Origin of the sequence: Paenibacillus sp. FSL R7-0204 (assembly GCF_038002225.1) — a bacterium.
In the GTDB taxonomy this organism is placed as follows: domain Bacteria; phylum Bacillota; class Bacilli; order Paenibacillales; family Paenibacillaceae; genus Paenibacillus_AQ.
Window position 1 is genome coordinate 6,374,487 of sequence record NZ_JBBOCA010000001.1, and the last position, 13,834, is coordinate 6,388,320.

A 13,834-nucleotide genomic window follows, 5' to 3' on the forward strand; every position below is an offset into this window, starting at 1 on the left:
CTCCTCTCATTCGTTCAAAACGATTTTGGACTTTAGACTTTCCTTCAGCGGGTCAATCATCGGTTTCTGTGCAGCGAGATGTCCAAGCTCTTGCAGCAGCATCCGTGCCGCTCGGGCATTCTTCTTCTTCATCTTGTCGATCAACGCCTGGGTCAGCTTGTCATTATAGGTCCAGCCCGCCTGCTCCGGTTCCCAGCGCATCAGATCATTGGCGAAGACTGAATTACTGGCCTCTTCATAAAAGACCTCGGAGATCCGCGCCAGCCGTTTCTTACCATCCGGGACACTCTCCAGAATAAACACCAGCTCACAGGATTTCAGCGCTGAGATTAAATGCCCCTTCAGACTGCCGCCAATCCGTGTAGATACAGCGAACGCCCCCTGATATGGAACATCCTCCGAATCTACGGTATGAAAAGTACCGGTAATGCCGTCATAGCCCTTCTCGCCGCTCCACAGATAGAATTCCCATTCGTTATATCTCATTTCTGTCATGTAGAGAATGTTCGGGTCATGCCGCAGCGACTCCACTCCGACCTCCATCAATTCCTCATTAGAAGCCTGAATGGGAATAATCCGGTGGCCTTTGATCTGATAAGGTAAAATCGACTCCGGGTGCTTCTCGATCATCACGACGCCCATACAGGAGGAGGAGCCGAGCAGCTGCTCGCCGACAATCGTGTTGGCAAACGTGGTTTTACCCGAGCCTACGGCACCCGCAATAATCGTGTTGCGAAACGTCCCGGTAAGCGCCCGAATCAGATCAATCGCTTCCGCAGGAATACATTCCGTGCCGGCCTGATCATCCAAATCCAGAAATTCAACGACCTGCCGCCGCAGCGAGATGGTAGTGAAGCCCTCCCAGACCCGCGGGGAGACCCAGATGGCTAGACGGATGAACCGGCCGGGCCAGAGGGGATCATCCATTTTGAATTCCACGGAAGGATTATCCTTGTTCAGCTTCTTGCCCGGATCGCTTTTGAGGAGAGAGCGCTTAAGCTGCTCCACCCGGTCGAGCGAAGGCATCTCATAGGGATACGCCACAAACCTCCCCTGATGGTTATAAAAAATTTGCCGCCCGATCATCTGCAGTCCGGTAGATTCGCTGTAGGCCCGGTCTGTGAACCAGCGGTAAGCAGGACCGAAGCCCTTCCATTCATGAAACAGCGCTTCAGCGGCTGTGCGGTAAGCCTCCGGCACTTTCCCGGTAAACGGGGTCCGGCGCAGATATTTCTCAATCTCGTTCATGAAAAAGCTGACCGCCTGCGGATCACCAACCAGCGCCTTCGCATTCAGTTCGAAATAGCCGTCATCCTCACGCTCCAGCCCGGCGTTCATTTCACTTTTCATGGTGTGCAGGAAGCTGTAGAAGTCCACTTTGCCGGGTTTGCTGGTACGCAGTACGCTCTGCTTCAGTGAGAATAGCCGTCTGCTCTGCGTTCCGTCCGCCAGTCCAGGCACTGCCTGTAAGCTCTCATCCCGCTGCCCCTGCCTCCTTCCCTGCTCAGGGTCCAGCGGAGTCCATCCGGACAGCACACGCTTCTGCTGCAACGGAAAGCTATCATCCTTGTTGTTCATCATTGAAATATCCCCTTCTTACGGGTTTCCTGGGCGAGGCCCAGTGATACAAGCAGTGCGTGGACCTTATCGTCCACTTGCTGAAGCTCTTTTTTGCCCAGTGGCAGACTCTCCGGAAAAGATGGATAATACGGCAGCTCCAGCAGAAGCTCGCTTCCAAAACGCAGAGCCAGGCTCTTCGGTGACGTTAACTCTTCCACATTGCTGCGGTTGATAATCCACTGGAAGTCCTGCGGATGCAGGTCCATGTGTCCGGCCAGCTCCATCAGGGGCTGCAGCCTGTATTCATGCCTCGGGTGTGTTACGATCATGCGCAGCACCGACTTCTGCATCCCCACATACCACGCGGCGCTCTCGGGAATCGATCCGAAGTCCGCAATCACCACATCTGCGCTTTCACTTGCTCTCGCCAGCAGATATTCGATCTCCTCCTCCTGATAATCTTGGGCGCTTAGATAATCGAAGTTCCCGGGCAGATAGGCATAGCCTTCCTGCTTCACCAGCGCGTTGAAGTCCTCATCATGCAGCATTTTACCGGTAATCCGCGGCCGCAGCCTGTCCAGACTAACCGCCGTCTTCCGGTCATAGCCCGGATCGTACAGATCGAGACCCAGCATAATGACCCGCAGCCCTGAAGCAGCAATTCTTCTGGCGAACAGCTTGGCAATACTCGTGCAGCCAATACCTGGCCCCGAGCCGAAGAAGCCTACTACATTACCGCTCTCCTTATGCTCATCTTCGAGCATATAGCGCAGCTTATCGATGATGGCCGCTGAGGTTGAGCGCGGGGGCATGAAAAATATGCCAAGACTCTCACACTGCATATGTATAGCCTGGTAACCCCGCACCCCTTTGTGCAAATAGATGTACAAAATCGAAGAGTCCGGATACCTGACTCTCAGCTCTCTTAATTCCGCTACCGGCACCTGCTCGCTCGTTACCATTAACAGATGCCCTCCGGCATGCTCAGGCTCAGGCAGCACACTTTGGGCAATAACGGTGAATCCTGCCAGCTTAATCTCATTGATCGTCAGCTGATCTATGCCCAAACTGAATATTCTCAAGTTCATTCCTCTCCCTTCAGTCTTCTCTTCTACTCCACCCGAACAATCCATAGCTTCTTGCCCTGCTCGAGATATGCTCCCAGCAGCTCACCGTCGCTCTTCTTCAGCTTCAGCTCCGGGGCTGCCACCTTCCCGGTTGAAGTAAAACGGTTATTGTTATTGCCGTTCTCCGAGTCGAGTACATCGTTGTTATCTTCCGTACGCACGTAGTTTACTGTCACTCCGCTTAAGAATACTTTGCGCGCAGGGATTTCCGGCGGAACCTCTGCTTCCGGCAGCGAAGAAGCGTCTGAAGCCTGCCCTCCTCCGGGAGTAGTTACAGATGCAGCAGCAGCCGGACTGTATCCTCTCCGTTCTTTTGCGGGCGAGTCTCCTTCGACCAGATAGATGTCTACCTTATCCCTGCTGCGGAGAGAACCGTTAATGGCATAGATGGCGTCTTTAGGAATCGGGAAAATCCCCTCGTCCTGCTGTGGTTCCAGCTCGCTTACATCCACCAGTGACTCGGTCAGAATGCTGCCATCCGTCAGATTGACATTCGTAATCTTCTGTTCCACCTGCTCCAGACTACGGACGACCCCTGCCGGGATGTCTTTGGTCTGTACGGAATCCAGATAGAGATTCTCCGCTGTCAGCTCATGATTCTTCGGCAGGAAACCCCCGCCGTTCACCTTGATTTTGACAACGGTCTGTGACAGTACATAAGGCTTGAAGTAGAGATCATAGCCGAGCAGTCCGCCGAAGCCGATGAGCAGGATGAGTCCGGCGAAGAAATAATTGCGTTTTAATAGACGTCCGTGCTTTGTTGACAAGCCCTTTACCCCCTTTGAATGTGATTTCTGCACATAGCAAAATACATCTTGGCGCTTATGTCCAAAATGCCGGCAAAATGCTTTTTTACCTTAGTGGTTGAGAAGTGTATTCGATTATCCTTGTGAGGTTGTGAAGCCTGAGGCTGCGGGAAGCTCCCGCTGAAGATGAATGCCGGTAAAAGCCAGACCAGAACGATGTTCTATATCCCCTGCGTTACGCAGGGTTGCTGACTTTTACCGGAGTGGTTGTAACGTTGACTGCAAGACTTTGCTGATTAATTAAACACTACCGTTTTGTTGTGATGCACGAGGATTCTGTCCTCAATATGCCATTTGACCGCACGGGCCAGAACCACCCGCTCAATCGTACGTCCAATGCGCTTCAGCTCATTCACATCATCGCTATGGCTGACCCGCTGAACATCCTGCTCGATAATCGGCCCGCCGTCCAGCTCCTCGGTCACGTAATGGGCAGTCGCCCCGATGATCTTGACTCCGCGCTGATAGGCCTGGGCGTACGGCTTACCGCCGACGAAGGCAGGCAGGAACGAATGATGGATATTGATGATCCGGTGCCGGTAATGCTCGATGAATGAAGGGGAGATAATCTGCATATACCGGGCCAGTATGATCACATCGATATCCTCACCGATAACCTCCAATTGACGCGCTTCAGCTTCAGCCTTCGTCTCTGCGGTAACCGGAATATGATGGAACGGAATGCCGAAGGATTCCACATAACCCTGCATATCGGTGTGGTTGCTGACCACAAGCGCAATATCTGCATCCAGGTCGCCCGCCTGCCACTGCCAGAGCAGCTCCACCAGACAATGGTCCTCTTTGGAGACGAAGATCGCCAGCCGCTTCTTATGGCTCACCTTGAAGATTTGCCAGTTCATCTTGAAGCGCTCCGCAACACCGCCGAAGATGGTACGTACCTCCTCCAGCCGTTCATCCAGCTTAGGCAGGTCAAACTCTACTCGCATGAAGAACATTCCGCCGTCCGGGTCCATCGTATATTGGTCCGACTGCACGATGTTCGCGCCATGCTGATACAAGAAATGCGATACCGCCGCTACAATCCCCGGTCCGTCAGGACAAGATATGAGCATACGCGCCCGGTCGGGATATGCTCTGCCTGTTGAATGCTCTCTCTTCACATGTAATTCCATAGTTCTCCGTTCATCCTCTCATCTGCTTGCGTTATCTATGTGAGTCTATGCCTTCACGAGCAGCTGTTTGCCTGCAAGCCAGGCGATCAGCCGGTGATTAACAGCTTCCTCACTAAGCTGAGGGAATAATCCGGCAGCTATGACTTGATCATAGAGACGTTCCAGCGGTTCACGGGGATCTGCTTTTTTGGCCTTGGCGTCATTCTTCAGCAGCTCCCACACCTCCAGCACATAACGGCGGGAATCCAGCTCCTGCTTGGCAAAAAAAGCATGCAGCTCTTCCAGCTCCTTCAGGAATTCCGCACCGAAGCGTTCAGCGACATTGCCGCGCAGCAGGGCGATTTCTATTTCATACATGGGACGGAGTTTCTTGGCATCCTTGCCGATCCAGGGTGTCTCCAGAATAAACGGCAGACCTGCGAGTGCTTCATGCTGGACTACATTGTTAATCGTCTCGAAGCCTATGTAGCCGGAGCCAATCGGTGTATGACGGTCTTTGCCCGCTCCGCGCGGGTTCTTGCTGTCATTAAGATGGATCACGCCGAGCCGCTCCAGGCCGATCGTATCATCGAACTTCTTCAGCACCCCGTCCAGATCGTTCACGATATCGTATCCGGCATCATGAATATGACAGGTATCCAGACAAATGGATAGACGCTCATGATGCTCAACCTTATCTATAATGGAGGCAAGCTCCTCGAAGGTGCGGCCGATCTCTGTGCCTTTACCCGCCATCGTCTCCAGTGCGATATGCACATCAGTCTCATTCGTACCGCCCAGCACCTCATTCAGGCCGTCTGCAATGCGCTGAATGCCGTAATCAGCATCCTTGTCAGTGAATGCACCCGGATGCAGGACAATATGCTTGACCTCAAGCGCATGGGTCCGGCGGATCTCCTCCTGCAGGAAATCTACTGCCAGCTGGTAGGTATTCTCCTTGTAGGAGCCCAGGTTAATAATGTAAGGAGCGTGAACCACAATCTCTCCGACACCATTCTCCCGCATCTTCTGCTTGCCTTCCTCGGGGAACATCGCCTCAATCGGCTTCCGGCGCGTATTTTGCGGCGCTCCCGTATATATCATAAACGAGGTAGATCCGTACTCATTTGCTTCATTGGCCGCGCTCAGGAGACCCTTGTCCGCGCAGGACACATGTGAACCTATTTTCAGCATGCTTAATTTCCCTCTTTCCTTCACGAATTAACCCTTATTCTACCGTGATCGGAAGAATAAATCTAGGCAAGCCCCGAAAGGCCGCTTCCGCTTCGCAAACTTAAGGAAATACGCTATACTCAAGAGGAGCAAAAGGAAAGTGACAATCATCATTGTCAAAGGCGGTGTATTCATGCATTTCCATTTACCCTCAAGCTTATTATCCACGTCTCCAAGTAACTGGTTTATGAACTCTATCGCATTTTGGACCTTTTTACTGCTGGGCAGCATGTGCATCGGCGGCTATTTTATGTTCCGCAAATTTCTGAAGGTGCTGCCTAAGGCTGACGGCAAATCCAAGCTGGACTGGCAGAATTACTGGGTGGAACGCAGCCGTCCACTGTGGAGTGACGAGATGAAGTCTTTTCTGGACCAGCTTGTACAGCCGGTGCCCAGCCCGTTCCGCGACATTGCCAAGCACTCTATCGCTGCTGAGATCGGCAAGCTTGCTGTAGAGAGCCATGCCACGGAGGTTACCCGTGAGCACTGTATCCAAGGGTACATTATCGCTACGCCCCGGCGCGACAACAGGTTCCTGATCACCTTCCTGGAGAAGAACGGCATTGACTACGCGCCTTACAAGCATTTGGTCAAATAAAGCATATTAAGGAGCAATCCCTATGAAATATATCATTTGCGGAAGCAGCGGATTCATCGGCAGCGAGCTTACCGGATATTGGCTGCACAGCGGACATCAGATCATCAGTGTCGGCCGCAAGAACCCCGAGAACAAGCTGGAGCATCCGGGACTTAGCTATCTCACCTGGGACAGCCTGGCATCCAATCCTGAAGCGGCAGAAGGCGCAGATGCGATGATTAATCTTGCCGGAGCTTCGCTTAGCCAGCGCTGGACCCCTAAGGGGAAGCAGGCGATTATGGAATCGCGGCTTGAAACCGTTGCCGCTGCCGGGAAGCTGCTGAATTCACTCCAGCATAAGCCAAGCGTGATCATCCAGTCCTCTGCTGTCGCCATTTATGGTACATCCGTACAGGATACCTACACCGAAGCTTCCGAGACCCGGGTTGTCGATTTCCCTTCCGAGGTCGTCAAGACCTGGGAGCAGGCTGCAGATGAAGCCTATGCCGGTATCCGTCTGGTCAAGCTGCGCACTGGGGTTGTGCTTGGCAATGAGAGCGGTGCTTTTCCCAAAATGAAGCTGCCTTACTCGCTTGGCTTCGGCGGCAAAATCGGGACCGGTAAGCAGTGGATGTCCTGGATTCACCTCACAGACATTGTTCGCCTGATCGAATTCTGCATTCTTCAGCCTGAGATCGAGGGTCCCGTTAATGCCACGGCTCCACAGCCCGTCACTAATGAACAGTTCGGACGGATGATCGGCAAGGTCTACCATCGCCCGCATTGGTTCCCCCTTCCGGCGTTCCTGCTAAAAACCGCTGTAGGTGAGCTGTCAGAGATTCTGCTGGAAGGCCAGCGTGTGCTTCCTTCCAAAGCAATCAATCACGGCTTCACCTTCAACTATCCCACGTTACAGCCTGCACTGGAGCAACTGAAAAATCAGTAGGCTGCTGCAAACGCACCATTCCATTCATCCCATCTACCTCTGCTACGCTGTGTGAAAGGTGTAGGTACCCTTAACAATGGTGAACACGCTGCCTTCGGTCAGCGGATATTCTTTGTAGGGAACCATAGCTTCGCCTGCAAGCAGCGTTCCGTTCCTGGAATCCAGATCCTTCAGAATGTACCCTCCTGAGGCTCTGGAGATTTCAGCATGGACCCGTGAAGCCCCTTCCGATTTCTCAATGTACTGGGCCACCTCAGAGGAGCGTCCAATAATGAAGCTGGGCCGGTTCAGCTCAATTCGTTCGGGAGCTCCCCCGTCATCCGGGTCACTTCTTTCCAGATAAGGCACTGTCCTTCCGGCCTGGGGAAGCCTGCTCCCTATATCCTGAACGGGTTCCCGGGTCAGCAGCGCTGTAGCCATCGCCGCTTCCTTCTTATAAGGACTACTGGCGGTCATTCCCGCCGGAGCCTGTTGTTTGCCAGCCGGTACGGCTGTGAATCCGCCGGCCCCCACAGTTGCTTCTTGTTGCTGAGGAGTGTAGACCGGTGCAAGAGGGCGTTGCTGATTTACCGGATTCCTGCTGAAATCCCATTCCAGGTCACTCCTCAGTTTACGGTTCCGGGCTGTACTGTTATAATCCTCTGTCCCCTCCCCCAGAGCTTCCATCTCTTCCTCTGCATCACCCCAAGCCAGCCTTCCACTCCATACCAGCCAGCATGCAGCCGCAAGTATCAGAGTCACCGCAGCACAAACTGCCAGCCACAGTGTTTGGGGATCATTCAGGTAGAAAAACTTCCATAGTAACGCATCACCTAATAATGCCCCCAGCAATATATATGTCCTGTAAGGACTCTGCTTGTCCTTAGCCAGAGCAGGTCTCATTGTTGTACCCGTTGCTGCCTGAACTCCTGATAACCCCTCCTTCTGCTTCAGTTGCGGCGTACCGCTCATCCAAGGCGTGGGATTAAGCATCGAACCGGAAGGCTGCACCCAGTCTATCCTCGTTCCTGGTACAGCACCAGAGGTGCCTGCGCCAGCCATTGGACTTACATGTGCAGGCTCAGCACCTTCAACATGGACCTTATGGGGTGTAACCTCCGTCAGCATTTCTGCGAGCAGCTCCTTCAGTCCCGCCGGACTAAAAGCTTCTTCCCCGCAATATTGCAGCAGCCGCTGAATCCCGTCACCCGATAATTCCTGGATGGCTCCCATGAAGACCATAATGAGCGATTTCAAGGCTTCTCCCGGCTTCTGTGCAGGCTCTGTGAGTTCCAACGGAATATAAGTCAGGAAGACCTTGCCGCTGCTGAGCGGACCTTCGATAAAGATAAAATTCTCATGGAGCGCATACTGCTCTGTACGCAGCATGTACAACTGCCCCTCCTCCATCCCGGAAGCGATCTGCAGCATCAGCCCGAAGAATTCCGTCATGCTCAGCTTTCCGCTTTTAAGCAGGGCTCCAAGCATTTTACGTCGTGCAACCGTGTATTCCAGTGTGACCTTCAGATCTATTTCTCTGAGCAGCAACCGTAAATGATGTGGTATCCCGCTGGTCATCAGCATCCGGGCCTGCACCATATTCAGCTCTCCTGCGCTCAGCCCCTCCGATCTGTCCAGCAGCATCGTTATTCCATCCTGCTGGATGAAATCCCGTTCTAGTCCAAACAAGTCTCTTCACCTCCTAAGCTGTCAACAATAAGCTCCAAATCAGAAATAAATATAAGCACAGATGAAACCCGGGAACACGGCCAGCATAAAAGGAAACCGGAGCAGTTCTTCCTCCCGGCCCTTGGCCAGACTCACCTTGCGAAGCAGCAAGAACCCGGCTGTTCTGCTAATCATGCTGCGCAGCCTACGTACTGTCTCCCTTCTGTAGAGAATGATAATCCAGCCTACGACCGCCCCCAAGAGCACCGAATAGACAATAACCTGAAGCGAGAAAAGCACTCCTGTCCAAGCACCGATAGCCGCAAAGAGCTTCACATCACCAGCCCCCACCGCCCCGATAAAATACATAATCAGCAGAAGGAGGAAGCCTGCTCCGCTGCCGCAAAGTGAAAACAGCAGTCCCTGCCAGCTATTGATAATCAACTGCAGGAGCAGCCCGCCAATCAGCGCAGGCAGTGTGATCCAGTTAGGAATTCTCATCCAGCGTATATCTGTGAATAATGCTGCTGTCAGGAACGGCAGGCAGCCCCATAACGCCCATTCCGTCATCCGTGCTCCTCTTTTCTCTATTTTTTTATTTTTTGACTACTGTAAAAGTCGCCTGAAGCGTAGCTCCATCAGCCAGACTAACCACGAAGGGCCAGGTACCCGGCGTAGTATTCACGCCGATCTTCCATTCCCATTCGATATACCCGTGCTCATCCGCCTGCTTCCAGCCCAGATACTTGGCAGTACTCTGGCCGCTCTTGTAAAAGATCGCCAGATTGGCCGATGCTCCGGGAGGCACCTTCACCTTGATGATGCCCTGGTGATTCGCTATTCCCGGATTAGGCTTCTCCAGGATCATAATGGTCCCGCTCTCCTCAGCAGGCTCTGCCGGATTTCCTTCTCCGGAAGAATCGGTGTTGCCGACCCATAAGCGTTCAACTGCGCTGGCCTCCAGCACGATTTTTTCATTCAGGAACGGGACTCGCATTGGCAGCTCATAGCTGACTACCATGCCGAAATACGGATGCGTCCCTTGTCTCAGATCGGGTACAGTGACATTGGATACATGAACCCTGCTATATTCAAGCAGGTCTGAGGACAGATAAGGCCGCAGCATCGGCTTAAGCACCAGATCCAGCGCGGCCTCGGATGCTCCCGCCTGCACCTTCTGCAGCGGCCCTTCTCCCTCCCGGACCACAGCCTTGACCCAGGATTCCATCGGCTGCGGAAGCTTCTCCACGTAGTCCTCACTCCACTCCGTTATCGACAGCCTTGGAATGCTCCAGATGCTGGAGGAGTTCGGATCATCTGAGTGCTCACCCTCACCTGCTTCTTTGGCCTCATCTCCCCCGCCGCCACCTTCCCCCTCCTGCTGCTGCATTGCCAGAGCTGCGGGATACATATGGGTTGAGATTATTTTGACAGTGTCAGAAGCAGTACTCTGCAGCGCTGTTGAATACAAGGTCATTTGGATAATGAAGATGAGGAACAGGATAAATAACAGGAACACAGGCAGAATCAATGCGGCCTCCACAACCATGCTGCCTTCATCCTTAGGGTCCGGTAATTTCCACAGCCAGCGCTTCATTCCACCGTCCCCCTTAATAAGAAAAGTCAGCTACTGCTTGTCTGAAATAAACTTTGCCCCGCACATCTCCTGGCAGTCCGGCACTGTAATTCACCAGCTTCACTACACCCGGCAGAAACCAAAGCTGCATGCCCATCGTGATCCGGGCGGAGGCATATGTATATTTCTCTACCGGATTGATACCGGTATTCAGGCGGATCAGCGCAAGCATCCGGGACAACTGTTCTTCCCCTCCCCCATGCAATAGGAGGAACAGCCGAAGATAATCACGATAGCTGAGCTGTGCGGTCATGTATTTGGATAAGGGAATCTCTCCTTTGGTGCAGAGCTGTATCATATCTTGGATTGCCTGCTCAATGCCGTACAGCAGTGCGGCGGCCAGGACGACAAGCGGATTCCCCATACCGGCTTTCTCAATCAGGCCTTCCATCGTCCGCACAGCCAGCCGCAGAGCAAAGATCTCACCATAAGCGGCTGCCACATTGCCTGCAGGGTTATAGAATCCGTACAAAATATATTCCAGCTCTTGCGCCTGCGGCTTCAGCTGCTCCCCCAGCTGCTCACCGAATCCTTCATCAGACCCGGAGGCTAGTGAGGTTAGCGCAGACAGATCGAAATGCCGGAAATACATCGCAGAATACTCCGTCTGGTACAGCCGGTCTCTGGCTCCTGCCAGCACACTACTCATAGCAGCATAAATCCCGTCCATATCTTTCATGGACGACTTGCCCGCAGCGTATTGATCGCCAGTATTCACAGCAGCCCCCGGCTCCTGCTCCAGACCTTCGTTAAAGGCGACATTCTGCTGGTAGTATTGACGCAGACAGCCATACTGCTCCATCGCTTCCTGTGCGCTGCTTCCCAGCGCGCGGATCTGATCCAGCAGCTTCATCGCATCGCCAAGCTTCTTCCTCGCCTGCCCTTCTATCTGCTTACGCTGACTGTCTGCAGTGCGGCGGTTCTCAATCTGTTCCGCTTCCTGCGTTATAACAGCACCGTGTTGCCCGTAACTGCTTATATAGCCGTGAACTGCTCTGGAAGCATTAAGAACCCCTGCACTCATAAGAGAATAGTCGGCATACAGCCCGGATGCTGCACTTAATATAGCCGGCAAGCCCGAGACCAGCGGCTCCAAGGGAAGCGCGGTACTTCGCTGTACCCCGATGTTGTCGCCCATTCCGCTAAGCTCAGCCGGAGGAAGGATAAGACCTTCCACCTGTGCTTTCAGCTTCTTAAGAGGCTCTGAGCTAAGCTCTCCGGCCGTGTCTGGAATGTCCCAGTTGCGGGCAGGATCATCCTCCGCAGCACTGGCGTTCGCCTCTGCCTGATCAATGACACTCTTCATCTGAAGGTTCAGCGCATTCACCTGCTTAAGGGTAGCCTCTGCTTCATCCAGCAGACGGCTGTTTTTCTCCTGGAAGTCAGCCAGAACTGCCGGTATCTTGCCTGTTACTTCACCAATCTGAACCTGATACTGTGATAGCACTGCAGTGTACTTCGGCCATGTCTTGGGGGGACGGTAATAATCGTCATAATACTTGTTCACATAATCCCCGTACATCGCCGGGATATCGGAGCTTGCGGCCAAGGTTGCGAGCGAACGCGCCGGAATACTGTCACCCGGAGGATTCATCAGCAGCTTCTGCAGGTTCTGCGCACTGTCAGCAGCTTCCTTACGCTTCTGGAGCATAAGATCTAACGCTTCCTCACGCTGATCATATAAGGGCTGCAAGTCACCCAGTATCTCTGTTGTCCGTGAAGCCTCAGTCATCGCTGCCGATAACGGCTTAAGCTTGCCCGCCAGCTCCAGGGCGAAATCAACCGGCGCTTTGTATTTCATCTCTTCTATAATCTGCCGCCGGAAGACCTCATAGGTGCCCAGCGGACGGCTCCAGTCCAGCGAGGAGGAGTCCACCATCACGGGCAGCAGGTTAAAAGCATCACCTCGTCCGCTCTCGTAAAGATTATCGTTAAGCACCTTCGATAGCAGCTGATTGCCGTCCCCGCCGCCGTAGGCGAATAAGCCATAGTTCTCTCGCAGCTCAATGTCATAAGCTGACATTACAGAGCGTATAGCGGCTCTCGCCAGACGTTCCTCCTGCACATTCACCGCCGCAATCCGTGCGTAATCAATCAGCACAGCATTAAAAAGAAATACAAACGCCAGTACCATAATAAGAAAGACCGATACCGAACCTTCTGCTGAACGAAGACATCTGAATATAGATCCGCGATACAAGCAGCGGCTCAGGCCGGGATACTTGCTCAAGAACCTCCCGTGACTGAAAATACGCATCCGATCTTCCCCTTAACCATATTCTTGAACAACCCCGGCACTGGCACTGGCCGCTCCAACATCAGCCATCCTTATTTCAGCTTATCCAGCATCAGGGCTGCATGCTTCTTCTCCATCCCGGTGCCCTCCTTGCCGGCGGAGGAATGCTGTTTGAACTTCGAGCCGTAGTAACGCATGAGATCCACCGTTCTTATGAATTCAACAGGCTCCGTAACGTAGGAACGGGCATACACCCCAGGCGCGGCTCTATCGGCCAGCAGATTATACAGAACAGGCAGAGGTAGCACCTTCTTCAGCTCCGTACTGATTCTGCGGCCAGTCAATCCGTAGACATAGCTCATTTCTCCCTGTAATCCGGCAGGCACCATCTGTGATGCCCGGCGCAGCTTCACTACTGGCAAGGGCCCTCCTTCTTCAGCATTACCAGGCAGCGTAATGGCCGTACTGCCATTCTCTGCTCCTGAACCGAATAGCGAAGCCAACAGTCCATCCTCACCGATTCTCCAGTACAGCGGATCAACATTACCGGTCTGGAATTCTCCGCTTACCGCCCGGTTACTATTCTCCCAGTTATAAGCAGCCCGCTCCGCAGTAGCTGAGGCAATCTGCAGCAGCATCGACTTCTGATAGGTATATAAGGAGAAGAACAGCAGTACCATAGTAATCCCCATAACAATCGGCAGCAGAAGCGAAGCCTCGATAGTGAAGCTCCCCTCATCCTTCCGCAGCGGAATCACTCAAAGACTTCCTGACTCTTATCTCCGGCAGTACCGATCAGATCCTTAACCACCTTCACAATCTCCTCACGGAATACCAGAACGACCGCAATCAGCACAGCGATGATCAGGATCATCTCCAACGTTCCCAGCCCCTCCTCATCTCTCCAAAAGCCCTTTGCTCCTTCTACCATCTGTGTTAACATACGCCTCTACC

At 53.2% G+C, this 13,834-nt stretch carries 13 protein-coding genes; 2 read left to right on the forward strand and 11 right to left on the reverse strand.

Features of this window, described 5'->3' with window-relative positions; translation table 11 throughout:
• Positions 1 to 6: 6 nt before the first annotated feature.
• The 5 genes from MKX42_RS27575 to MKX42_RS27595 form a co-directional block, all read right to left on the reverse strand.
• Entirely contained in the window at positions 7 to 1,581 is a 1,575-nt protein-coding gene (locus MKX42_RS27575; RefSeq protein WP_340756178.1) for an ATPase, T2SS/T4P/T4SS family, read from the reverse strand.
• Positions 1,578 to 2,642, reverse strand: coding sequence for a hypothetical protein (locus tag MKX42_RS27580; RefSeq protein ID WP_340756179.1), 1,065 nt, complete (start codon positions 2,640 to 2,642; stop codon positions 1,578 to 1,580). The genes MKX42_RS27575 and MKX42_RS27580 overlap by 4 nt, the downstream gene beginning before the upstream one ends.
• Before the next feature lie 29 nt (positions 2,643 to 2,671).
• Positions 2,672 to 3,454: an SAF domain-containing protein gene (locus MKX42_RS27585; RefSeq protein WP_340756181.1), complete on the reverse strand. Its 783-nt coding sequence runs from the start codon at positions 3,452 to 3,454 to the stop codon at positions 2,672 to 2,674.
• A gap of 275 nt (positions 3,455 to 3,729) precedes the next feature.
• Entirely contained in the window at positions 3,730 to 4,626 is an 897-nt protein-coding gene (gene purU / locus MKX42_RS27590) for a formyltetrahydrofolate deformylase (RefSeq protein ID WP_340756183.1), read from the reverse strand.
• A 45-nt stretch (positions 4,627 to 4,671) separates the two neighbouring features.
• Entirely contained in the window at positions 4,672 to 5,799 is a 1,128-nt protein-coding gene (locus MKX42_RS27595; protein ID WP_340756184.1) for a deoxyribonuclease IV, read from the reverse strand.
• A gap of 172 nt (positions 5,800 to 5,971) precedes the next feature.
• Between MKX42_RS27595 and MKX42_RS27600 the strand changes: the two genes are divergently transcribed.
• On the forward strand, positions 5,972 to 6,436 hold the full coding sequence (locus MKX42_RS27600; RefSeq protein ID WP_209991726.1) for a DUF2621 family protein: 465 nt from the start codon (positions 5,972 to 5,974) through the stop codon (positions 6,434 to 6,436).
• A gap of 22 nt (positions 6,437 to 6,458) precedes the next feature.
• Entirely contained in the window at positions 6,459 to 7,361 is a 903-nt protein-coding gene (locus MKX42_RS27605; protein WP_340756186.1) for a TIGR01777 family oxidoreductase, read from the forward strand.
• Between the two features lie 42 nt (positions 7,362 to 7,403).
• On the opposite strand, the gene MKX42_RS27610 is transcribed toward MKX42_RS27605, so the two are convergent.
• The 6 genes from MKX42_RS27610 to MKX42_RS27635 form a co-directional block, all read right to left on the reverse strand.
• A complete protein-coding gene (locus MKX42_RS27610) occupies positions 7,404 to 9,029 on the reverse strand; it encodes a DUF6382 domain-containing protein (RefSeq protein ID WP_340756187.1) in 1,626 nt (541 codons plus the stop codon).
• Positions 9,030 to 9,068: 39 nt separating this feature from the next.
• Positions 9,069 to 9,578, reverse strand: coding sequence for an A24 family peptidase (locus MKX42_RS27615; protein WP_340756189.1), 510 nt, complete (start codon positions 9,576 to 9,578; stop codon positions 9,069 to 9,071).
• 25 nt (positions 9,579 to 9,603) lie between these two features.
• Positions 9,604 to 10,605: a TadE/TadG family type IV pilus assembly protein gene (locus tag MKX42_RS27620; protein ID WP_340756190.1), complete on the reverse strand. Its 1,002-nt coding sequence runs from the start codon at positions 10,603 to 10,605 to the stop codon at positions 9,604 to 9,606.
• Between the two features lie 13 nt (positions 10,606 to 10,618).
• Complete coding sequence (locus MKX42_RS27625; protein WP_340756192.1) at positions 10,619 to 12,901, reverse strand: hypothetical protein; 2,283 nt, start codon at positions 12,899 to 12,901, stop codon at positions 10,619 to 10,621.
• Between the two features lie 71 nt (positions 12,902 to 12,972).
• Positions 12,973 to 13,638: a TadE/TadG family type IV pilus assembly protein gene (locus MKX42_RS27630; RefSeq protein WP_340756194.1), complete on the reverse strand. Its 666-nt coding sequence runs from the start codon at positions 13,636 to 13,638 to the stop codon at positions 12,973 to 12,975.
• A complete protein-coding gene (locus MKX42_RS27635; protein WP_340756196.1) occupies positions 13,635 to 13,823 on the reverse strand; it encodes a Flp1 family type IVb pilin in 189 nt (62 codons plus the stop codon). Before MKX42_RS27635 ends, MKX42_RS27630 begins: the two co-directional genes overlap by 4 nt.
• Positions 13,824 to 13,834: the final 11 nt, after the last annotated feature.

What these genes read in the sequence shown, in the direction of transcription:
- MKX42_RS27575 (WP_340756178.1), bottom strand. Translation starts at nt 1,581, where the DNA reads ATGATGAACAACAAGGATGATAGCTTTCCGTTGCAGCAGAAGCGTGTG.
- purU (WP_340756183.1), bottom strand. Translation starts at nt 4,626, where the DNA reads ATGGAATTACATGTGAAGAGAGAGCATTCAACAGGCAGAGCATATCCC.
- MKX42_RS27595 (WP_340756184.1), bottom strand. Translation starts at nt 5,799, where the DNA reads ATGCTGAAAATAGGTTCACATGTGTCCTGCGCGGACAAGGGTCTCCTG.
- MKX42_RS27600 (WP_209991726.1), top strand. Translation starts at nt 5,972, where the DNA reads ATGCATTTCCATTTACCCTCAAGCTTATTATCCACGTCTCCAAGTAAC.
- MKX42_RS27605 (WP_340756186.1), top strand. Translation starts at nt 6,459, where the DNA reads ATGAAATATATCATTTGCGGAAGCAGCGGATTCATCGGCAGCGAGCTT.
- MKX42_RS27615 (WP_340756189.1), bottom strand. Translation starts at nt 9,578, where the DNA reads ATGACGGAATGGGCGTTATGGGGCTGCCTGCCGTTCCTGACAGCAGCA.
- MKX42_RS27620 (WP_340756190.1), bottom strand. Translation starts at nt 10,605, where the DNA reads ATGAAGCGCTGGCTGTGGAAATTACCGGACCCTAAGGATGAAGGCAGC.
- MKX42_RS27625 (WP_340756192.1), bottom strand. Translation starts at nt 12,901, where the DNA reads ATGCGTATTTTCAGTCACGGGAGGTTCTTGAGCAAGTATCCCGGCCTG.
- MKX42_RS27635 (WP_340756196.1), bottom strand. Translation starts at nt 13,823, where the DNA reads ATGTTAACACAGATGGTAGAAGGAGCAAAGGGCTTTTGGAGAGATGAG.